Raw genomic sequence first — 19,789 nt, 5'->3', positions numbered from 1 at the left:
TTCGTTTCATGAGCACCACCCGCTTTCTCACCGGCATCACCACCACGGGCACGCCCCACCTGGGCAACTACGTGGGCTCCATCCGCCCCTCGGTGGCGGCCAGCCGCACGCCCGGCGTGCAAAGTTTCTACTTCCTGGCCGACTACCACGCACTCATCAAGTGCGAGGACCCGGCCCGCATCCAGCGCTCCACGCTGGAAATCGCCGCCAGCTGGCTGGCCGCGGGGCTGGACCCCGAGCGGGTCACGTTCTACCGCCAGTCCGACATTCCCGAGACCACCGAGCTGACCTGGCTGCTCACCTGCGTCACCGGCAAGGGCCTGCTCAACCGCGCCCACGCCTACAAGGCGGCGCAGGACAAGAACGCCGCCGCCGGCCGCGAGCCCGACGATGGCGTGACCGCGGGCCTGTTCATGTACCCGGTGCTGATGGGAGCCGACATCCTGATCTTCAACGCCCACAAGGTACCCGTGGGCCGCGACCAGATCCAGCACATCGAGATGGCGCGCGACATGGCGGCCAGCTTCAACCACCTGTATGGCGAGCATTTCACGCTGCCCGAAGCGGCGATCGACGAGCATGTGGCCACGCTGCCGGGACTCGATGGCCGCAAGATGAGCAAGAGCTACGACAACACGATCCCGCTGTTCTCCTCGCGCGAGCAACTGCGCAAGCTGATTGGCGGCATCCTGACCGACTCGCGCGCGCCCGGCGAGCCCAAGGAGGTCGAGGGCTCGGCCCTGTTCCAGATCTACCAGGCCTTTGCCACGCCCGCCGAAACCGAGGCGCTGCGCAAGCACTATGCCGAGGGCATTGCCTGGGGCGATGCCAAGCAGATGCTGTTCGAGCGCATCGACCGCGACGTGGCCCCCCTGCGCGCGCGCTACGAGGACCTGATCGCCCACCCCGAGAAGATCGAGCAGACCCTGCTGGCGGGAGCCGAGCGCGCGCGCCAGATCGCCACGCCCTTTGTGCGCACGCTGCGCGCTGCCGTGGGCCTGCGCAGCCTGGCCCAGGGTGCCACGGCCCCCAAGGCCGCCAAGGCCAGCAAGGCCGCCCTGCCGAGCTTCAAGCAATACCGCGAAGCCGACGGCCAGTTCTACTTCAAGTTCGTGGCTGCCGACGGCCGCCTGCTGCTGCAAAGCACGGGCTTTGCAGCACCCAAGGACGCAGGCCAGGCCATCGCCCGGCTGCAGCAGCAGGGTGAAGGCGCCCTGTCCGGCCAGCTGGCCCCCGTGGAAGGCGTGCTGCCACAGGACGTGGCCGCGGCCCTGCAGCAACTGGCCGAGGCCGCCAACAGCTGATGGGCAGCACCAAATGCTATTGTTTATATAGCAATTAGCGCCTGATAAATAAGCACTGGAGGCCAGAATGAATGACAAGCTTGCCCTCCTGCTGCTTTGTGCGCTGGCGCCCGTGGCTGGCGCGCTGGCGGCGCCACCCAAGGCGCCTGGCCCCCAGGTCTGGACCAACACGCTCGGCATGGCCTTCGTGAAGGTGCCGGCCGGCAGCTTTTGGATGGGCAGCGATGAAGCCCCCGAAACGCTGGCCGAGGCCTTCCCCCAACTGGAGCGCAAGCGGTTCACCGAGATCACCGACGAAGGCCCGGCGCACCGCGTGCGCATCGGCCGCGCTTTTTATATGGGGCAGCATGAAGTCACCGTGGGGCAGTTTCGGCGCTTCATCGAGGCCTCGGGCTACCGCCCGGAATCAGAGGCCGATGGCACGGGTGGCTATGGCTACAACCTCGATTACGACCCCGCCACCACCACCCGCGGCGATGCCTTCGAAGGGCGCGATACGCGCTACTCCTGGCGCAACCCCGGTTTTCCCCAGGATGACGACCACCCCGTCGTCAACGTGACCTGGAACGACGCCCAGGCGCTGGCTGCCTGGCTCAGCCGCACCGAAGACCAGCGCTACCGCCTGCCCACCGAAGCCGAATGGGAATACGCCTGCCGCGCCGGCACCCGCACCCGCTACCCGCACGGCGATGCACCCAAGGGGCTGGAGCGCGCGGCCAATGTCTTCGACCAGGCCGCCGCACCCTATTGGCCGCGCTGGCAGCAGCACGCACTGGCCGGCAGCGACGGCTACGCCTTCACGGCACCCGCAGGCCGCCTGGCCCCCAACGCGTTCGGGCTGCACGACATGCTGGGCAATGCCTGGGAGTGGGTGGCGGACTGGCATGGCGACCACTACTACGCCCAGTCCCCCCGCACCGACCCGCGAGGCCCCGCCGATGGCAGCGTGCGGGTGCGCCGGGGCGGCTCATGGCACACCTGGGCGTTCTATGCCCGCTGCGGCTACCGCAACTGGAACAGCCCCGACACGCGCTACACGCTGGTGGGCATGCGCCTGGTGCGCGAAATCGGGCGGCCCCGAGCGCGTTGATGCGAATGGATGTCTGCGCTGTTCTGCCCGCCGCCGACGCAGGCGACAATGGCCCGCATGCCATGGGACTATCCACAACCGTTCACGCAGGCCGCTGCGCCGCAGGCGCACGACATTGACGGCCTGAACCACACCAACAATGCCGTCTATGTGCAGTGGTGCGAAAAAACCGCCTGGGCGCACTCGCAGGCCCTGGGGCTGGACCTTGCCGACTACCACCGCCTGGACCGCGCCATGGCCATCCGCCGCAGCACCTACGACTACCAGCTGCCCTCGGTGCTGGGCGACGCGCTCACCCTGGGCACCTGGCTGACGGCCAGCGACGGCAAGCTGACCATGGAGCGGCGCTTCCAGCTCATCCGCAACCGCGATCAGGCCACCATCTTGCGGGGCCACTGGGAGCTGGTGTGCATCGATCTGGGCAGCGGCAAACCGCGGCGCATGCCCGAGGAGTTTTGCCGCATCTACCTGCCCGCCCTGGCTGCACCAGCCGCCCGCTGAGCAGCGCAGGGGCCCCGCCACTGCCGGCGGTGTCATCACCGTGCCATCCGCACGGGCGCTAATCCCCTTGAACTTGCGGAGACTCTACCGATGCTCAAGGAAAAAGCGGTGGCATCCCTGGGGCAGCCCTCGCTGCTGATGCCCGCGTGGATCCAATCCGCCCTGGCGGCCAATGACCGGCTCAAGCTGTACCTGACCCTGCTGCAATCGGCAGCGCAGCACGCATCCACGCCCGATGCGCCGGCAGGGCAATGGGAAAAAAGCCTTGCGCGCACAGAACTGCAGGACGCGCCCTGGGCCCTGGAGCTGGTGGGCGGCGCCTATTGCGACGACGATCTGCTGATCCTGCCGCACCTGGAGAACCTGCTGGAGGCGCTGTCGAACGACCTGACCACCATGGCCCGCCCCCTGTGCGACACCGGGCAGCCCAGCGCCGCGGCGCTGACCGTGCGGCGCGACCACTGGCTGCAGCAACTGCACGCCCTGGCCGACGATGAGGGCTTGCGCCATGCCGCCCTGACCGAACTCACCCACGGAGATCGCCAACTGGGCGACAGCCTGCACCTGCTGGTGATGGACCTGCACAGGCAGATCAATGCGCTGTCGAACGAACTCGCCACCGAAGACATCGATGGCGCCCACGCCTGGCAGGTGCAGGACGACGACCGGCCGCTGATCCGCGCCTTCATGCGCGGACTGCACCGCACGGCCGCCCTGAAGTTCTCGCACCCCGGGCTGGACACCGCCGTGACGCGCGACGGCAAACGGCTGCTGATCCAGAACGATATCGGCACCAACGACGTGCATGTGCTGGTGATCGAGGTGCAGGACAGCACCATCTCGCTCACCTATTCCGACCTGCACCCAGGCCGCTTCGGCTTTTTCCGGCAGATGCTCGAAGACATGGGGTTTGGGTGGCAGGTGTTCGACCCCCGGGTCTCCGAAGGGCTCAACGCCGGCAAGCCCTACCTGGTGGGCCAGGCCCGCCTGGAGGCGCAGGACAGCGCCCAGCTGCAAACCGGGCTGGACAACGTGGCTTCGCGCATCGTCTTCGTGATCGACTGGAACCGGGCGCGCAAGCGCCTGCAGCATTTCGTGAACAAGCCCCGGGCGCAGCAGCTGCTCGCGCAGGCAGCGCGCAGCGACTGGGGCCACATGGCCTGGCTGCAGGCCGGGGCCGAGCGCCTGGTCTATAACGCCATGCAGGCCGTGGACAGCGAAGCCTTCCACGTCGGCGACCGGCTCGATGACGTGCTGGGTGAAGCCGCCGCCAGCGCCTACCTGCTGGAGCTGCTGCGCATTTCCAGCATGCTGCTGCGCCAGCAGCAGCCCGTGTCGCTGGTGGCCGATGAAGCCCGTCTGCTGCTGGCCCGCGTGCTGCGCCAGCGCACCTTCGAATTCGACCTGCTGGCCGAGCACGCCGCCTTCACGCACGCGCTGGCCGAGGGCCTGTGCGATGCCCTGGAAAACCCCGGCGATGCCGCCCAGACCCAGGCCCAGGTGCTGCGCGCAAAAAACTGGGAACGCCAGGCCGACCACCTGCTCATGGACGCCCGCCAGCGGGCCGAGCGCCGGCCCCGCTGGCTGCCGGTGGTGGACTGCCTGGCCCAGGCCGATGATGTGGCCGATGCGCTGGAAGAAGCCACCTTCATGCACTCGCTCACCCTCATCCATCCGGCGCCAGGCCTGCCCGCCGAAGTGCGCGCCGCACTGTGCCAGCTGGCGGCCACCACGCTGTCGGCCATCCAGGATCTGGTCAAGGCCATCGAAATCGCCCGCCAGGTCAGCCAGCGGGCCGACGGACCCGACAGCGAACTGTTCCTGCAGACGCTGTGGCGCATGCTGCGCGCCGAACGCCAGTGCGACGATCTGTTTCGCCAGGCCCGCACCACCATGGTCAAGAGCCTGCGCAGTGCCCCGGTGGACCTGATGCTGGCCAACGACCTGGCCGCCACGCTCGAAAAAGCCACCGACAAGCTGCTGCGGGTGGGCTACGCACTGCGCCAGATGGTGTTCAACAAAACCGGAATGTCGGCATGAAATCCAGCTCCAGTCTGCCAAAGCATCTGTACCTCATCGCACAGCCGGCCAGCCCGAACCTGCACAAGCCCTCGCCGGAAACCATGGGCTCCAAGGGTTTCAATCTGCACCGCATGACCCAGGCCGGGCTGAACGTGCCCGTGGCGCTGGTGATTGGCACGCACTACACCCACGCCCCGCAGGACTGCTTTCTGCCGGTGTTCTCCGTGGGCCTGCACGCGCTCGAAGAGAGCACCGGCCTGCTGTTTGGCGACGAGCGCAACCCGCTGATCCTGTCGGTGCGCTCGGGCGCACCGGTATCGATGCCGGGCATGCTCGAAACCCTGCTCAACATCGGCCTGAACGACCACACCCTGCCCGGCCTGGTGCGCCAGACCGGCAACCCCCGCATGGTCTGGGATGCCTACCGGCGCCTGGTGGCCAGCTACGGCGAGGTGGTGCAGGGACTGCCGGCCGCGCTTTTTGAAACCGAGATCGAACGCGTCACCCAGGGCCAGGACGAGCGGCTGCTCGACTTCAGCCAGCTGCGCCAGCTCACACGCAGCTTTCTCGCCCTTTATGAAACCCATGCCGGCCGGGCCTTTCCGCAGGACGCGCGGGAACAGCTCTCCGGCGCCATCGGGGCGGTGTTTGCCTCGTGGAATGCCGACAAGGCGGTGGCATACCGGCGCATCCACCAGATCGACCATGGCATGGGCACCGCCGTGATCCTGCAGCGCATGGTGTTCGGCAACACCGGCGGGCATTCTGGCGCCGGCGTGGGCTTCACGCGCGACCCCAGCACCGGAGAAAACCGCCTGTGGGTGGACTTTCTGGCCAATGCGCAAGGCGAAGACGTGGTTTCGGGCCGGCGCAACGCGCACGGCCACGCCACCCTGGCTGCCGTGGCGCCCGATGCCTGGCAGCAGCTGCAGGCCTCGGCCCAGGCACTGGAGCAGCATTTCAAGGACATGCAGGATTTCGAGTTCACCGTGCAGGACAGCGTGCTGCACCTGCTGCAAACGCGCGCGGGCAAGCGCACGCCGCTGGCCACCGTGCGCATTGCCCTGGACCTGCTGGACGAAGGCCTGATCGACAGCACCGAGGCCTTGCGCCGCACCGAATCCATTCACGAAGACGCGCTGGGCACCGTGCGCATGGTTGCCAGCGACGACACCGACAGCACGCCAACGCCCCTGGCCCTGGCCAACCCGGCCTGTTCTGGCGTGGTGTCGGGTGCCGTTGCGCTGGATGCGCAGGCGGTCGAACGCCTGGTGCAGCGCGGCGTGCCGGCCATCCTGGTCCGCCAGGACGCCGAAACCAGCGACATTGCCGCCATGCAGGGCACGCAGGGCCTGCTGACCCAGCGCGGCGCCCGCACATCGCACGCCGCCGTGGTGGCCCGGCAGATGGGAAAAACCTGCCTGGTCGGCTGCACAGCATTGCACATCAACGAAGCAGCGCGCACCCTGCACCTGGGCACCCAGACTCTGAACGAGAACGACATGATCACGCTGGACGGCAACGACGGTGCCATCTATGCAGGCCAGGCGACCAGCGCCCTGGTGCCCGACACCGCGCTGCGCGCGCGGCTGTCAGAACTGCGCAGCCAGCACGCGGGCAAGAAAGCACGCCGCCCGCAGCACTGATGGCGGCAGGCTGACGACCGCAGGCGCACCCCTCGCTGCACTGCGCCGCGATGGGCGCTGGAAACCATCTGCAGCCCCCTTGTTTCCCGGTCTCACCGGGGGAAACAGGGCGTCTGCTACGATTCGTTTGCTGGTCATTCTCATGATCAGGAATTTCAATGCCCCTCCATGCCCGCATGGCATTCCACTGCACAAGATGCAGCTGGCCTCGCATTGAAAACTGCCCCCTTCGGCTTCCGCAAAAAACTCTCTGGGTTGATTCCACTTCAATCGCAGAGAAAACCCAACGTCATGACTCGCATTTTTTTCGCATTGGTTTGTATTTTTTCCACCCTGGGTTCCATGGGTGCCATGGCCCAAAGCATTACCGGTGCCGGCTCTTCGGCCGCCGCACCCATTTACCGCAGCTGGGCCAAGGCATACAACCGTTCGACGGGGGCCATCGTTGAATACGATCCCGTGGGCTCCTCGGGCGGCATCAAGAAGATTCGCCAGAACGAGGTGGGATTCGGAGCATCGGATGTGGCGCCTTCCACCAAGGAACTCACCGAGGGTGGTCTGGTCACCTTCCCGGTGGCCATCACCGGAATATCGCCCGTATTCCACCTGGCCAAAATAGCCGACGGCCAATTGCGCCTGTCTGGCGAGGTATTGAGCCGCATTTTCATGGGCGAAATCAGCCGATGGAATGCACCAGAAATCACCGCCCTCAATCCCGGCCTGGCCCTGCCCAATGAGGCCATCAAGGTCATCGTGCGCTCGGACGGCTCCGGCACCACCTACAACTTTACGGATTATCTCGGCAAGGTGTCTGCCAAATGGAAGAGTGCCTACGGCGCCAAAACAAGCATCCAATGGCCCGAAGGCTTTATCGGGGCCAAGGGCAGCGATGGCGTTGCCAAGGCACTCCAGGAAAATCCAGGCTCCATTGCCTATATCGACCACGGTTATGTGAAGGAATATGGACTGGCCGCTGCCCAGATGAGAAATGCACAAGGCGAATTTGTCCACCCCTCGGTCAGCTCATTCAAGGCCGCACTGGCCAACAGTGAATGGGCCACCTCCGGCTCCTTCTCGGAAACGCTGACCCAAAAGCCCGGAAAAGGCTCCTGGCCCATCACCATGGGTACTTTCGTTGTCGTCCCCAAGGTAGCGAGCAACCCCGGGCAAACATTGGCAGCGCTCAAGTTCTTTGCCTGGGCATTCCTCAATGGCGATACGCTGGTGCAGGAAAACAATTTCGTCCGCCTGCCAGACCGCGTGCAGGCGGCGGCCTTCAAGGCCATTACGTCCGTCAAGGACAAGTCGGGCGCTCCCATTGGCATGGCCCTTATCTCCTCGCTGCTGGGCGGCAAATAAAACAGCGGTACGGAGAGCCCCCTGACCAGGCCGGTCCGATAAGTGACCGGTGGCGGCGCTCCCGGCGCTGCCGCAATGGCGGCCCTGCTGCCCCCCACCTTCGTGGCGTTGTAGGGCGCATCCTCCGCGAATTCCGGTGGCGTCCCCATGGACAGAATCAGCGGCCAGACCTGCCCGCTACATGCCAGGACACCAGAAAGCAAAAAAGGTTTGCTGCTATTTTCATAGCAACAAACCCTTGTGCATACTGGCGGAGAGGGTGGGATTCGAACCCACGGTAGTGTTGCCACTACGCCTGATTTCGAGTCAGGTACATTCGACCACTCTGCCACCTCTCCTGTGTGTCGAAGCCTGCGAGTATAGCAAGGTTTTCAGGGAGTGAGCACGGCCATGCCGCCCAGATAGGGGCGCAGCACCTCGGGCACCACCACGCTGCCATCGGCCTGCTGGTAGTTCTCCAGCACGGCCACCAGGGTGCGGCCCACGGCCAGGCCCGAGCCGTTGAGGGTGTGCAGCAGCTCGTTCTTGCCTTGTGCGTTCTTGAAGCGGGCCTGCAGGCGGCGGGCCTGGAAGGCTTCGCAGTTGCTCACCGAGCTGATCTCGCGGTAGGTGTTCTGCGCGGGCAGCCACACTTCCAGGTCGTAGGTCTTGGCGGCGCCAAAGCCCATGTCGCCGGTGCACAGGCTCATCACGCGGTAGGGCAGGCCCAGCTTCTGCAGCACGGCTTCTGCGTGGCGGGTCATTTCTTCCAGCGCTTCGTAGCTCTTGTCGGGGTGCACGATCTGCACCATCTCGACCTTGTCGAACTGGTGCTGGCGGATCATGCCGCGCGTGTCGCGGCCGTAGCTGCCGGCTTCGGAGCGAAAGCACGGCGTGTGGGCGGTGAGCTTGATGGGCAGCTCGGTTTCGGCCACCACCACATCGCGCACAAAGTTGGTCAGCGGCACTTCGCTGGTGGGGATGAGGTACAGGGCCGCGTTGTCGGGCACGGGCTCGCCGTCCTGGCCGCCCTTCTTGGCGGCGAACAGGTCGCCCTCGAACTTGGGCAACTGGCCGGTGCCCTTGAGCGAATCGGCATTCACGGCGTAGGGCACATAGCACTCGGTGTAGCCGTGCTCCTGCGTCTGCACGTCCAGCATGAACTGGCTGAGTGCGCGGTGCAGGCGGGCAATGGGGCCCTTCATCACGGTGAAGCGCGAGCCCGAGAGCTTGACGCCCATGTCGAAGTCCAGGCCCAGCGGAGTGCCCACGTCCACATGGTCCTTCACGTCGAAGGCGAAAGTGGCGGGAGTGCCCCAGCGGCGCACTTCCACATTGCCGGCCTCATCGCTGCCCACGGGAACCGATGCGTGCGGCAGGTTGGGTACGGCCGCCAGCATGGCCTGCAGCTCGGCCTGGATCTGGTCCAGGCGGGCGGCGGATTGTTCCAGTTCTGCCTTGCCCGCAGCCACCTGGGCCTTGACGGCTTCGGCGCCGTCCTTGTCACCCCGGCTCATCAGCATGCCGACCTGCTTGGACAGCTGGTTGCGCTGGGCCTGCAGCTCTTCGGTGCGGGTCTGCAGCGTCTTGCGCTCGGCTTCCAGAGCCTGGAAAGCGGAAACGTCCAGGAAGGCCTGGGGCTTTTTGCGGGTTTCCAGGCGCGCGATGGCGGTGTCGAGGTCTTTGCGGAGGAGAAGGATGTCAAGCATGGGCTGGATTTTAAAGGGGCGGTCGGTGCCGGCTCAGGCAAGCGTTCCAGGGTCGAAGTTGGCGCCGCACAGGATGAGGGCCACCGTTTCCTGCGGCTGGGGCCGGTAGGCGCCGGTCTGCAGCGCCGCCAGGCCCAGCGCGGCAGCGGGCTCCACGGCCAGCTTCAGCTCCTTCCACAGCCAGCGCTGGGCAGCGCGAATCGCGTCGTCGGGCAGCAGCAGCGCATCGTGCACATGCCGCTGGCTCACTTCCCAGCCGATGGCGCCGATGCGGCGGGCACCCAGCGAGTCGGCGGCCACGCCACCCACCTCTACGTCCACCGGCTGGCCCGCGGCACGCGCGGAGTGCAGTGTGGGCGCGCGTTGGGGTTCCAGCGCCACTACATCGGCGCGGCTCTCCACCCACGCAGCCACACCGCCGATCAGGCCGCCGCCGCCCACGCTGACCAGCACGCTGTCGGGCAGACGTCCGGCCTGTTCCTCCATCTCCAGCGCCAGCGTGCCAGCACCCGCCACCACCTCGGGCTGGTCGTAGGCGTGGGCCTGCAGGGCGCCGGTGACCTGCTGGCGGACCACGCAGGCTGCAAACGCCTCGGCATAGGCCGCACCCGTGACGACCACCTCCGCTCCCAGGTCGCGCAGGCGTGCACGCTTGGCCTCGGGCGAGGTCTCGGGGACGAAGACCTCGCAGCGCACGCCCAGGGCCCTGGCGGCAGCGGCCACGGCAATGCCGGCGTTGCCGCCGGATGCGATGATCACGCCGCTCTCGGGCAGGGGGTTGGCCAGCAGGCGGTAGAGCATGCCGCGCGCCTTGAAGCTGCCGCCCACCTGCAGGTGTTCCAGTTTCAGCCAGACCTCGCCGCAGCCCACCCCCAGGGATCGACCCGGCACGCGCATCAGCGGCGTGGTGCGCAGAAAATCAGGCTGGGCGGCCAGTTGGCGGCGGGCAGCGGCAATGGCGTTGCGGTCGATCATGCAGGAGCTCCGGACGGGCAAAGACAGGCAGTTTAGAGGGTGGGGCAGCGCGAAGCCGGGCAGAGCAGACCCACAAACCGGCGCCCCCAAGCTCTGCGCACGCGCAGCGCGGAAGTGAGCGGCATGCCGCCGCTGGATCTGTGGCGCGGGCCGGCAGTGCCGCTGTAGCAAGCGGGGTGCCGCATTTGAATCAACAAGACCGCCAGCGCATGTCCATCAAACGCAAGAGCTTTCAATCAAGAAGCAATCGCCAAGCAATCACTCAATGCCCCGCCGGCCCCGTCTCGGGCAGGCGCTCGGAAATTTCCAGGCCGGTGGCTGCATCGATCTTGAGGCCCTTGGGCAGCGGGAACTTGATGGTTTCCTCGATGCCCTGCATCTTGCGCACCGACACCGCGCCCAGCGCCTTGATGCGCTCGATCACCTGTTGCACCAGGATTTCGGGGGCCGAGGCACCGGCCGTGAGGCCCACGCGCGCAATCCCGTCGAACCATTCGTGGCGCAGCTCGTCCACGCTGTCCACCATGTAGGCCGTGGTGCCCAGGCGGGCCGCCAGCTCGCGCAGGCGGTTGCTGTTGGAGCTGGTGGGACTGCCCACCACGATCACCAGGTCCACCTGCGGGCTCAGCAGCTTGACGGCGTCCTGCCGGTTCTGCGTGGCATAGCAGATGTCCTGCTGCTTGGGCTCGCGCACCTTGGGAAAGCGCGCACGCACGGCGGCGGTGATCTCGGCGGCGTCGTCCACCGAGAGCGTGGTCTGCGTGACCACGGCCAGCTTGTCGGTCTGCGCGGGCTGTACCAGGGCCACATCGGCCACTTCTTCCACCAGGTGGATGCCATGGTCGAGCTGGCCCATGGTGCCTTCCACCTCGGGGTGGCCCTTGTGGCCGATCATGATGAACTCGTAGCCCTCTTTCGCGAGCTTGGCCACCTCGACATGCACCTTGGTCACCAGCGGGCAGGTGGCGTCAAAAATGCTGAAGCCGCGCGCCTGGGCCTCCTGCTGCACCGCACGGCTCACGCCGTGGGCGCTGAACACCAGCGTGGCACCGGGCGGCACGTCGGACAGCTCTTCGATGAAGATCGCGCCCTTGGCCTTGAGGTCGTTGACCACATAGGTGTTGTGCACGATTTCATGGCGCACGTAGATGGGGCGGCCAAACTTCTGCAGCGCGCGCTCGACGATCTCGATGGCGCGGTCCACGCCGGCGCAAAAGCCGCGCGGCTCGGCCAGCAGGATTTCCTGGGGTTTGTTCATGGTTCAGAGCACGCCGATGATCTGCACTTCAAACGTCACCGGCTGGCCCGCCAGCGGGTGGTTGAAGTCAAACAGCACGGCGCCGTCATCGCGCACCTGCATCACCGCGCCGGCGTAGCTGCCCTGCCCGTCGGGGGTGGGAAACTGCACCACGTCGCCCACGTTGTATTTCTCGTCCGGATCGCCCAGCTCGGTCAAAAGCTTGCGCGCCACCCATTGCTGCATGTCGGCATTGCGCTCGCCAAAGGCCTCGCCGGCGGCCAGCTCGAACGTGGCGTGCGTGCCTTCGGGCAGGCCCAGCAGGCGCTGCTCCATGGCAGGCGACAGCTCACCCGTGCCCAGCGACAAGGTGGCGGGCTTGTCCTCGAAAGTATTGATCACATCCCCGGCCGGACCGGCCAGGCGGTAGTGCAGCGTAAGGAAAGAGCCCGGCTGGACGGCGGGAAGGGGGGTGGCAGTAGTGGTCATGAAAGTCCCGATAAACTGCCCCGATTGTAGAAAACCGGGCAAACCCCTACCGGCAGCACCCACCGGTGCACAGCCCCGTACGCACTTTCCTCGCGCCATGCCCCTCAAAGACCTGCCCGCCGATGCCCAGCCCCGCGAAAAACTGCTGGCGCGCGGCCCCGCCGCACTGGCCGATGCCGAGCTGCTGGCCATCTTGCTGCGCACCGGCATCGTGGGCAAGGGCGTGCTGCAGATGGCGCAGGAGCTGCTCGATCCGCCCGGCATGGACCCGGCGACGGGCGGCATCACCGGCGGCTTCGGCGGCATAGCCGGGTTGCTGCACACCAGCGCGGCCGACCTGGAGCGCATCAAGGGCCTGGGCCCCGCTAAGCGCGCCGAACTGGTGGCTGTGCTCGAACTGGCGCGCCGCGCCCTGGCACAGCAGCTGCGCGAGCGCGAGGTGTTCGACTCACCCGACGCCGTCAAGCACTACCTGCAGCTGCACCTGGGCGCCAAGGGCCATGAGGTGTTTGGCGTGCTGTTCCTCGACAGCCAGAACCGCCTGCTGGCCATGGAAGAACTCTTCAGGGGCACGCTCACGCAGACCAGCGTGTACCCGCGCGAGGTGGTGCTGCGCGCCCTGCACCACCAGGCCGCCGCCGTGGTGCTGGCGCACAACCACCCCAGCGGCAGCGTGCAGCCCAGCCGCGCCGACGAGGCGCTGACCCAGACCCTCAAGACCACGCTGGCGCTGGTGGACGTGCGCGTGCTCGACCATGTCATCGTGGCGCCGGGCCAGGCCTTGTCGATGGCCGAGAAAGGGCTGGTGTGACGCCACCAGCCAAGGCCCAGCACACCCCGACCCGCCCGCGCCGCCCCAGCCTGCGCCTGCATGACCTGAGCGACCTGGCGGCTGTGGGCCGCCGCCTGCGCGAGGAGCAGCAGCGCGCCGCAGCCGAGGCCCAGGCCCGCCGCGAAGCCGCCGCCCGTCAAGAGGCCGAGCGCACCCTGTTCAGCCGCAGCGTCGGCCGCATCACGCCCCTGCGCCAGCCCAATCTGGCGCAGCTGCAGCCGCTGCAGCCCCCGCCCCTGCCAGTGCAGCACTGGCTGGACGAAGAGCGGGTGCTGCTCGAATCCATCAGCGATGACTTTGATGTGAGCACCTTGCTCGACACCGATGATCAGCTGAGCTTTCGCCGCCCGGGCATCGGGTTGGAGATCACCCGCCGCCTGCGCTCGGGCCACTGGAGCATCCAGCGCCAGCTGGACCTGCACGGCCTGCGCGTGGACGAAGCCCGACAGGCCCTGGGCGATTTCATCCGCCTCGCCCACAAGACAGGCCTGCGCTGCGTGCGCGTGGTGCATGGCAAGGGCCTGGGCTCGCCCGGCAAAAACCCGGTGCTCAAGGGCCGCGTGCAAAGCTGGCTGGTGCAAAAGAAAGAGGTGCTGGCCTTTGTGCAGGCCCGCCCCCTCGACGGCGGCGCAGGGGCGCTGCTGGTGCTGCTGCAGCCTGCGGCTGGGCGCAACGCCTGAAGGACGCAGGCATTCAGGCCAAAAGCGGCTCTACTGCCCGGCCAACAAGCGCAAAAAGCTATTATTTAGATGACAAAAAACACCCCGCAGATGCCCACGGGGTGGCTTGAATGACGCGGCCTGCCCGACCCATGGGGTAAGCAGGCCCGTCTGCTTACTTGGACAAGTCCACCGCGTACTTGGACGTTCCCTTGCCGCTGCCGTCGTCGGCGGCCACCAGGCTCACATTGTTCAGACCTGCGGCCTGTGCCACGGCCAGCGCGTTGGCGCCCGAGCTGAACACCACCGGCCCGGCCACGCTCACCGAGGCAAAGCGCCAGCTCTTGGCTGCGCCGTTGGCGGCGCGGGTCACGGCGGGGTTCTTGCGGATGTAGTCGATCACCACGTCGCGGTTGGCATCGGGCGAGGCCCAGATGGTGCCCGAGCCGTCGAGCTTGTCGCTGAAACTCCTGCCGCTGGTGGCGCGGTAGTTGTTGGTGGCGATCACGAACTCCTGCGCGGGATCGATGGCCTTGCCCAGGTACATGAGGTTCTTGATGCGGCTGCCCCTGGCCTGCGTCACATCAATCTCATACTGCACGTCGGCCGTGGTGAACATGTCGAAGTTGTAGCCCGGGAAGGTGCTGATGAGCGCCTGCTCGGTGGTCTTGGCCGGGTCGATCTGGTTGAAGCGCTGGGCTGCGGCCTCCAGCCAGTTCTTGATGTCGGCGCCGTTCACCTTCACCGCATACACGGTGTTGGGGTACAGGTACAGGTCGGCCGCGTTGTTGATGGCCAGGGGACCCACGGCCACATCGGTGTAATCCGACCCGCCCTGGAAGCCCGACTTGAACGGCGCGCTCACCGACAGCACGGGAAGCTGCGCGTACTGCGGCAGGCTGGCCTGGATGTAGGCCGCCACGTAGGTCTGCTGGGCCTGGTTCACGATCTGGATGGCACCGGGGTCGCCCACGTCGGCAAACAGCGTGCTCATGCGAAAGTCGGTCTGCCCGATGGGCGTCTTCACATACTGGATGGCGGCCTGGTGCTGCGTCTCGATCAGCGGCGCCACGGTGGCATCGGGGTCGACATAAACCGTGGTGCCGGCAGCGTTCTTGCTCTGGATGTTGCGCAGCTCGCTCTTGCTGGCCGCCTTGTTGACGGCCCACTTGGTGCCGTCCCACTGCAGCGACAGCTGGATCACGCCCAGCGCCTTGCCCCAGGAACTGGCCATGACGGCGGGCACGCCATTGATGGTGCCGGCGTTGTTGTCCACCCCAGCCTGGCTATAGGCGGGCTTGGCCGCCGTGTCGGGGAACACGCTGTGCTGGTGGCCCATCACCATGGCATCGATGCCCGCCACCTTCGACAGGTACAGGCCGGGGTTCTCCATGGTGGGCGAGTAGGCCGAGCTGTCCAGCCCGCCGTGCAGCAGAGCCACCACGATGTCGGCGCCCTTGGCGCGCAACTCGGGCACATACTTGCTGGCGGCCTCCACAGCGCCTTCGGTATAGACCTTGCCTTCGAGGTAGCGCTTGTCCCAGTTCATGATGCCGGGGGTGGTGAAGCCGATCACACCCACCTTGATGGGCAGCTTCACTTCCTTGCCATCGGTGCCCTTGGCAATGAGGGAGCGCTCCAGCAGCATGTAGGGCTGCACCAGCGGCTTTTGGGTCTTGCTGCTGTACACATTGGCCAGCGCCATGGGATAGCCGGCGCCCGCGCATTTCTTGCTGGCGTCCACGCCCTCCACGTCCAGCCCACCGCCCAGCACCTGGTTCAGGAAAGGCAGGCCGTAGTTGAACTCGTGGTTGCCCAGCGTGCCCGCATCAAAGCCCAGCGCGCCCATGGCCTTGTACATCGACAGCTGCTGCGTGCAGGGGATGGGGCTGATCGTGGCCTCGTAATCGGCCAGCGCCGTGCCCTGGATGGTGTCGCCGTTGTCCACCAGCAAGGTGTTGGCAAATTCCTTGCGGGCGGCGCGCACCAGCGTGGCGGTGCGCTCAAAACCGTAGGTCTTGTCTTCGGCCAGCTTGAAATAGTCGTAGCTGCGCACATTGAAGTGCAGGTCGGTCGTCTCCAGCACGGCCAGCGTGGCGGTGGCACCAGCATTGGAGGAACCGTCACCGCCGCAGGCGGTCAGGAAGGCCGCCGCGGCGACCACGCCGAGGGTGGCCACACGGCGCGAAATACGGAACGGGTCGCGGAAAGAGGGTTCCAGCATGAAAAGGCCCATGGGTTGAAGAAGGGCCTGAGTGTCTGGACACTGTTTGACAGGGCTGTGACCTGCGCAAACGCAGGCGCCGAAATGCCCCTGCCCCCGGTGCCCGCCAGCGACACCAACGCACTGCTCGGGTCACTGGGCATGCCACGCCAATGGACTGCGGCGGGCGGGCTAGAATACGCGGCTTCCAACTGGAGACTTGGGTGAGTGGTTTAAACCAGCAGTCTTGAAAACTGCCGACGGGCAACCGTCCGTGAGTTCGAATCTCACAGTCTCCGCCAGACAGCAAACAAAGAATCCCACCAAGGCTGAGCGTCGATCACCAGTCAAGTCGACGAGGACACACCGCACCCGGTTTTATATCTGCGGAGAGTTCGCACCACTTGGTAGAGCGCAACACAGAGCGCCGATCCGCCGGTCAAGGCGATGGTGTTGTGCGTGGATGAGCAGAGCCAGATCCAGGCGCTGGATCGCACTCGGTTTTCGAAGCGATGAAACGCGTCAGCCCAAGCACTCGCCAACTCATGCGCGAGGCGTGTGAACACGGGGCCGCCAGGCATTGACGATCGCCACCAGCGAGAGCATCACAGGCACCTCGACCAATACCCCGACCACCGTGGCAAGGGCAGCGCCCGAGTTGAGGCCGAAAAGCGAAATCGCCACTGCCACTGCCAGCTCAAAGAAGTTGGAGGTACCAATCAGGCAGGCAGGGCCGGCGACATCGTGGGGCAGCTTGAGCAGCTTGGCGCCCCACCAGCTGATGAAGAAGATGCCGTAGGTCTGCAGCACCAGGGGAATGGCGATCAAGCCGATGACCGCTGGTTTTTCAATGATGGTTCCCGCCTGGAAGCCGAACAGCAGCACTACGGTGGCAATGAGACCCACGATGGACCAGGGCTTGAGCTTCGCCACCAAGGCGCCTACCGCCAGGGGAGATCTCCTGGCCAGCAGGTGGCGGGTCGCCATGCCGGCGGCCAAGGGCAGCACCACATACAGCACGGTGGACAGAACCAGGGTTTCCCAAGGCACGGTGACGTTGGTCACACCCAGCAAGAACGCGGCAATGGGCGCAAACGCCACCACCATCACCAGATCGTTCACCGACACCTGGACCAGCGTGTAGTTCGCGTCGCCTTTGACGAGCTGGCTCCACACGAACACCATGGCGGTGCAAGGCGCAACGCCCAGCAAGATCATGCCGGCGATGTATTCGCTGGCCGATTGGGGGTCCACCCAGGGGGCGAAAAGGTGCTGAAAGAAAAGCACGCCCAGTGCAGCCATGGTGAACGGCTTGATGAGCCAATTGACCACCAGTGTCAGCAGCAGGCCTTGCGGTTTCTTGCCCACATCCTTGATGGCGGCCCAGTCAATCTGGATCATCATCGGATAAATCATCACCCAGATGAACACCGCCACCACAAGATTGACCTGCGCCAGCTCCAGACCCGCGACGGCCTGAAAAAAATCTGGAAGAACCAGTCCCAGCGCCACGCCGGCGGCAATGCCCAGCGCGACCCAGATCGTCAAATACCGCTCAAACAGCCCCATGGTGACCCTCTTCCTCATTCAATCCAAAAAACTGAACCCTGCACGGCGTTGAACACCTGGTTCACTGCCGCCCCATCCGATTACTCCGCAACGGGAGCTCAACGTCCCCAGCGCACGCCGGCATTGCGCAGCTCCACACAGCCTGTGCGCAGAAAACCAAGCCAGCCCACGCGATCACGGTGCCGCACGGGGTCAGTGCACGGCGAGCGCACGCGCGGCGCCTTGCAGAGCGGCTTTCTCCAGCTTGTCACCGGGCAGGTGGATCAACAGCTCCAGACGCTGATGGAGCATGTGCATCGTCTTGCGGAAAGCTTCCATTTTTTGGGCTTCAGGCGCATCACCCTCGGACGGGTCGGGGTAGCCCCAGTGGGCAGAGGCGGGATGCCCCGGCCAAACGGGGCACACCTCGCCGGCTGCGTTGTCGCAGACGGTGATGATCAGGTCCATGTGCGGCGCATCGGGCCGGGTGAACTCGTCCCAGCTTTTGCTGCGCAACCCTTCAATGGAGATGCCCGCTTTCTGCAACAACTGCAGGCCCAGGGGATGGGGCTGCTGGTTCTGACGGGGGCTGCTGCCTGCCGAATAGGCCTTGAAACGGCCCTGCGCCATCGAATTGAGCAATGCCTCGGCCAGGATGCTTCGCGCCGAATTGTGCGTGCATAGAAACAGCACATTCAGGGGTTTGCGGGTGGGCTCCGTGGAGGGGGTCGGGGCACAGCAAGCAGGCTTTTCTGCCTTGACGGCAGGCGTGCAGCAGGCAGAACCGGCATCGCCGGCCTCAGGAGAGCAGCACGCGGATGCCACCGTCTCGAGGCCCGACGCCGGGGTGCAACAGGCACCCGTGGCCACAGCAGTGCCGGCCTCGTTGAACACCGGGATATTGCCCAGCGTGTGGAAATGCTCCCATGCAATGCCCTGCGGGTCGGTGATCCAGTGCTTCTCGCTGCGGGCATAGCAGCAGCTGGTGGCACCCTCGTCCAGCAGCGCCATGTCGGCCGATTCCGCCTGGGCCTTCAGTTGCGCCAGCTCGGCGGTGTCGTCCACCTGGAAACCCAGGTGATCCAGCCCGGGCTGGTTGCCCCGGGTGGAGATGGCAAAGTTCACGCGCGGGTCGTCCAGCATCCACTTGGCGTAATCGGCTTCAACGCGTGCGGGCTCGGCCGCAAAGAGCCTGGAATAGAACGCAATGCTCTTGGCGAGGTCATCGACATGGATGTGGACGTGGAATCTTTTCATGGGGTTTCCTTGATTTTCAGCAAGCGCAGGACCTTGCCTGGGGCGCCAGGCAGTCCGCGCCCTGGCAGCAGTTTTCGGTGAGAAATCCCAGCAACTCGTTCATGGTGGTGATCGAGGCGCGGTAAATCAGGTTGCGGCCCTGGCGCTCCTGGCTGACCAGGCCCGCATGGGTGAGCTCCTTGAGATGGAACGACAAGGTATTGGGTGCCACCTCCAGCAACTCCGCCAACGCACCGGGTGTCAGCCCCTCATTGCCGGCAACGACCAGCGCACGAAACACCCGCAGGCGCACTTCCTGGGCCAGGGCTGCGAGGGAACGGACAGCATCGATTTCGTTCATTCGACAAATATACAACAATTATCGAATTATTGAACAATTATGGGTATTCCCCCCCTGCACACCTCGCGTCTCGGCCGGCCCCGCATCCCAGTGCGCGCGACCACGGCCCCGGAACCACAACGTCTTGGCCAGAACTGCGCACCGTCGGAGCAAGGGAGGCGAAAATCCAGACCGCACCGGTTACCCATGGTGACAGCCACAGGCTCTGGCGCAAGATAAGGTGTCCCCTCACCCGGCGTGCCACGCCCCAGATTCCCACCGGAGAAAACCATGCCAATGCGCCGAACCTTCACCCTGACCACCTGCCTGTGCGCCGCCTTGCTGGCGGGCTGCTCGGGCTTGCCAGGCGGGGCGACGCCTCCGGCCTCGGTGGGCCCTGGGCCACGGGGTGGCGTGTGCAATGCGGCGCCCGCCCAGGGGGTGATCGGCAAGCAGGGCACGCCCTCGGTGATCGAACAGGCCCGGGTGGCTTCGGGCGCCGCCATGGCACGCCTGCTGCACCCACGCCAGCCGGTGACGCAGGAGTTCAACGCCGAACGCCTGAACCTGGTGGTGGACAGCAATGGGCGCATCACGGCGGTGCGCTGCGGCTGAACAACGCTCTGCCTCCAGAGGTACCACGGGGGCCATCGCCCTTTT

At 65.9% G+C, this 19,789-nt stretch carries 17 protein-coding genes, 2 tRNA genes and 1 pseudogene; 10 read left to right on the top strand and 10 right to left on the bottom strand.

What is annotated here, in order from left to right; translation table 11 throughout:
- The first annotated feature begins 8 nt into the window (after positions 1 to 8).
- The 6 genes from BLW02_RS12890 (at position 9) to pstS (ending at position 7,922) form a co-directional block, all read left to right on the top strand.
- Positions 9 to 1,304 carry a tryptophan--tRNA ligase gene (locus BLW02_RS12890; protein ID WP_092699192.1) on the top strand — a complete coding sequence of 432 codons (1,296 nt, stop codon included), beginning with the start codon at positions 9 to 11 and terminating at the stop codon, positions 1,302 to 1,304.
- Positions 1,305 to 1,371: 67 nt separating this feature from the next.
- A complete protein-coding gene (locus tag BLW02_RS12885) occupies positions 1,372 to 2,394 on the top strand; it encodes a formylglycine-generating enzyme family protein (protein ID WP_092699190.1) in 1,023 nt (340 codons plus the stop codon).
- A 57-nt stretch (positions 2,395 to 2,451) separates the two neighbouring features.
- Entirely contained in the window at positions 2,452 to 2,895 is a 444-nt protein-coding gene (locus BLW02_RS12880; protein ID WP_092699224.1) for an acyl-CoA thioesterase, read from the top strand.
- A 90-nt stretch (positions 2,896 to 2,985) separates the two neighbouring features.
- Positions 2,986 to 4,935 (top strand): hypothetical protein, encoded by a 1,950-nt coding sequence (locus BLW02_RS12875; RefSeq protein WP_092699188.1) that lies wholly within the window; start codon positions 2,986 to 2,988, stop codon positions 4,933 to 4,935.
- Positions 4,932 to 6,563, top strand: a complete 1,632-nt coding sequence (locus BLW02_RS12870; RefSeq protein WP_092699186.1) for a PEP/pyruvate-binding domain-containing protein — start codon at positions 4,932 to 4,934, stop codon at positions 6,561 to 6,563. Before BLW02_RS12875 ends, BLW02_RS12870 begins: the two co-directional genes overlap by 4 nt.
- A 168-nt stretch (positions 6,564 to 6,731) precedes the next feature.
- Positions 6,732 to 7,922: a phosphate ABC transporter substrate-binding protein PstS gene (gene pstS, locus BLW02_RS12865; protein ID WP_244273689.1), complete on the top strand. Its 1,191-nt coding sequence runs from the start codon at positions 6,732 to 6,734 to the stop codon at positions 7,920 to 7,922.
- 248 nt (positions 7,923 to 8,170) lie between these two features.
- On the opposite strand, the gene BLW02_RS12860 is transcribed toward pstS, so the two are convergent.
- The 5 genes from BLW02_RS12860 to BLW02_RS12840 form a co-directional block, all read right to left on the bottom strand.
- A tRNA-Ser gene (locus BLW02_RS12860) sits at positions 8,171 to 8,260 on the bottom strand.
- Between the two features lie 33 nt (positions 8,261 to 8,293).
- Positions 8,294 to 9,610, bottom strand: a complete 1,317-nt coding sequence (serS, locus tag BLW02_RS12855; protein ID WP_092699182.1) for a serine--tRNA ligase — start codon at positions 9,608 to 9,610, stop codon at positions 8,294 to 8,296.
- A 33-nt stretch (positions 9,611 to 9,643) separates the two neighbouring features.
- Positions 9,644 to 10,585, bottom strand: coding sequence for a threonine/serine dehydratase (locus tag BLW02_RS12850; protein WP_092699180.1), 942 nt, complete (start codon positions 10,583 to 10,585; stop codon positions 9,644 to 9,646).
- A gap of 262 nt (positions 10,586 to 10,847) precedes the next feature.
- Positions 10,848 to 11,843 (bottom strand): 4-hydroxy-3-methylbut-2-enyl diphosphate reductase, encoded by a 996-nt coding sequence (ispH, locus tag BLW02_RS12845; protein WP_092699178.1) that lies wholly within the window; start codon positions 11,841 to 11,843, stop codon positions 10,848 to 10,850.
- A 3-nt stretch (positions 11,844 to 11,846) separates the two neighbouring features.
- Positions 11,847 to 12,311, bottom strand: a complete 465-nt coding sequence (locus tag BLW02_RS12840) for an FKBP-type peptidyl-prolyl cis-trans isomerase (RefSeq protein ID WP_092699176.1) — start codon at positions 12,309 to 12,311, stop codon at positions 11,847 to 11,849.
- Positions 12,312 to 12,408: 97 nt separating this feature from the next.
- Between BLW02_RS12840 and radC the strand changes: the two genes are divergently transcribed.
- Positions 12,409 to 13,122, top strand: a complete 714-nt coding sequence (gene radC / locus BLW02_RS12835) for a RadC family protein (protein ID WP_092699174.1) — start codon at positions 12,409 to 12,411, stop codon at positions 13,120 to 13,122.
- Positions 13,123 to 13,172: 50 nt separating this feature from the next.
- Entirely contained in the window at positions 13,173 to 13,823 is a 651-nt protein-coding gene (locus BLW02_RS12830) for a Smr/MutS family protein (protein WP_092699222.1), read from the top strand.
- Positions 13,824 to 13,977: 154 nt separating this feature from the next.
- On the opposite strand, the gene BLW02_RS12825 is transcribed toward BLW02_RS12830, so the two are convergent.
- Positions 13,978 to 16,038, bottom strand: coding sequence for a bifunctional 2',3'-cyclic-nucleotide 2'-phosphodiesterase/3'-nucleotidase (locus tag BLW02_RS12825; protein WP_092699172.1), 2,061 nt, complete (start codon positions 16,036 to 16,038; stop codon positions 13,978 to 13,980).
- A gap of 181 nt (positions 16,039 to 16,219) precedes the next feature.
- On the opposite strand from BLW02_RS12825, the gene BLW02_RS12820 reads away from it, so the two are divergent.
- Positions 16,220 to 16,307: transfer RNA gene (locus BLW02_RS12820), tRNA-Ser, on the top strand.
- A 241-nt stretch (positions 16,308 to 16,548) separates the two neighbouring features.
- Here BLW02_RS12820 and arsB read toward each other — a convergent pair.
- The 4 genes and pseudogenes from arsB to BLW02_RS12800 form a co-directional block, all read right to left on the bottom strand.
- Positions 16,549 to 17,574 carry an ACR3 family arsenite efflux transporter gene (arsB, locus tag BLW02_RS12815; protein ID WP_092699170.1) on the bottom strand — a complete coding sequence of 342 codons (1,026 nt, stop codon included), beginning with the start codon at positions 17,572 to 17,574 and terminating at the stop codon, positions 16,549 to 16,551.
- 192 nt (positions 17,575 to 17,766) lie between these two features.
- Complete coding sequence (locus BLW02_RS12810; RefSeq protein ID WP_092699220.1) at positions 17,767 to 18,252, bottom strand: arsenate reductase ArsC; 486 nt, start codon at positions 18,250 to 18,252, stop codon at positions 17,767 to 17,769.
- 108 nt (positions 18,253 to 18,360) lie between these two features.
- A pseudogene (locus BLW02_RS12805) lies at positions 18,361 to 18,810 on the bottom strand (ArsI/CadI family heavy metal resistance metalloenzyme); the annotation flags it as partial.
- 16 nt (positions 18,811 to 18,826) lie between these two features.
- Complete coding sequence (locus BLW02_RS12800) at positions 18,827 to 19,150, bottom strand: ArsR/SmtB family transcription factor (RefSeq protein WP_092699168.1); 324 nt, start codon at positions 19,148 to 19,150, stop codon at positions 18,827 to 18,829.
- A gap of 270 nt (positions 19,151 to 19,420) precedes the next feature.
- On the opposite strand from BLW02_RS12800, the gene BLW02_RS12795 reads away from it, so the two are divergent.
- Complete coding sequence (locus BLW02_RS12795) at positions 19,421 to 19,744, top strand: I78 family peptidase inhibitor (protein ID WP_244273687.1); 324 nt, start codon at positions 19,421 to 19,423, stop codon at positions 19,742 to 19,744.
- Positions 19,745 to 19,789 lie beyond the last annotated feature (45 nt).

The organism is Acidovorax soli (assembly GCF_900107605.1).
In the GTDB taxonomy this organism is placed as follows: domain Bacteria; phylum Pseudomonadota; class Gammaproteobacteria; order Burkholderiales; family Burkholderiaceae_C; genus Acidovorax; species Acidovorax soli.
Note: the sequence above shows the minus strand (reverse complement) of the source record. Positions and strands in the feature narration are given on the sequence as shown.

What these genes read in the sequence shown, in the direction of transcription:
- BLW02_RS12890 (WP_092699192.1), top strand. Translation starts at nt 9, where the DNA reads ATGAGCACCACCCGCTTTCTCACCGGCATCACCACCACGGGCACGCCC.
- BLW02_RS12885 (WP_092699190.1), top strand. Translation starts at nt 1,372, where the DNA reads ATGAATGACAAGCTTGCCCTCCTGCTGCTTTGTGCGCTGGCGCCCGTG.
- BLW02_RS12880 (WP_092699224.1), top strand. Translation starts at nt 2,452, where the DNA reads ATGCCATGGGACTATCCACAACCGTTCACGCAGGCCGCTGCGCCGCAG.
- BLW02_RS12875 (WP_092699188.1), top strand. Translation starts at nt 2,986, where the DNA reads ATGCTCAAGGAAAAAGCGGTGGCATCCCTGGGGCAGCCCTCGCTGCTG.
- BLW02_RS12870 (WP_092699186.1), top strand. Translation starts at nt 4,932, where the DNA reads ATGAAATCCAGCTCCAGTCTGCCAAAGCATCTGTACCTCATCGCACAG.
- pstS (WP_244273689.1), top strand. Translation starts at nt 6,732, where the DNA reads ATGCCCGCATGGCATTCCACTGCACAAGATGCAGCTGGCCTCGCATTG.
- serS (WP_092699182.1), bottom strand. Translation starts at nt 9,610, where the DNA reads ATGCTTGACATCCTTCTCCTCCGCAAAGACCTCGACACCGCCATCGCG.
- BLW02_RS12850 (WP_092699180.1), bottom strand. Translation starts at nt 10,585, where the DNA reads ATGATCGACCGCAACGCCATTGCCGCTGCCCGCCGCCAACTGGCCGCC.
- ispH (WP_092699178.1), bottom strand. Translation starts at nt 11,843, where the DNA reads ATGAACAAACCCCAGGAAATCCTGCTGGCCGAGCCGCGCGGCTTTTGC.
- BLW02_RS12840 (WP_092699176.1), bottom strand. Translation starts at nt 12,311, where the DNA reads ATGACCACTACTGCCACCCCCCTTCCCGCCGTCCAGCCGGGCTCTTTC.
- radC (WP_092699174.1), top strand. Translation starts at nt 12,409, where the DNA reads ATGCCCCTCAAAGACCTGCCCGCCGATGCCCAGCCCCGCGAAAAACTG.
- BLW02_RS12825 (WP_092699172.1), bottom strand. Translation starts at nt 16,038, where the DNA reads ATGGGCCTTTTCATGCTGGAACCCTCTTTCCGCGACCCGTTCCGTATT.
- arsB (WP_092699170.1), bottom strand. Translation starts at nt 17,574, where the DNA reads ATGGGGCTGTTTGAGCGGTATTTGACGATCTGGGTCGCGCTGGGCATT.
- BLW02_RS12800 (WP_092699168.1), bottom strand. Translation starts at nt 19,150, where the DNA reads ATGAACGAAATCGATGCTGTCCGTTCCCTCGCAGCCCTGGCCCAGGAA.
- BLW02_RS12795 (WP_244273687.1), top strand. Translation starts at nt 19,421, where the DNA reads ATGCCAATGCGCCGAACCTTCACCCTGACCACCTGCCTGTGCGCCGCC.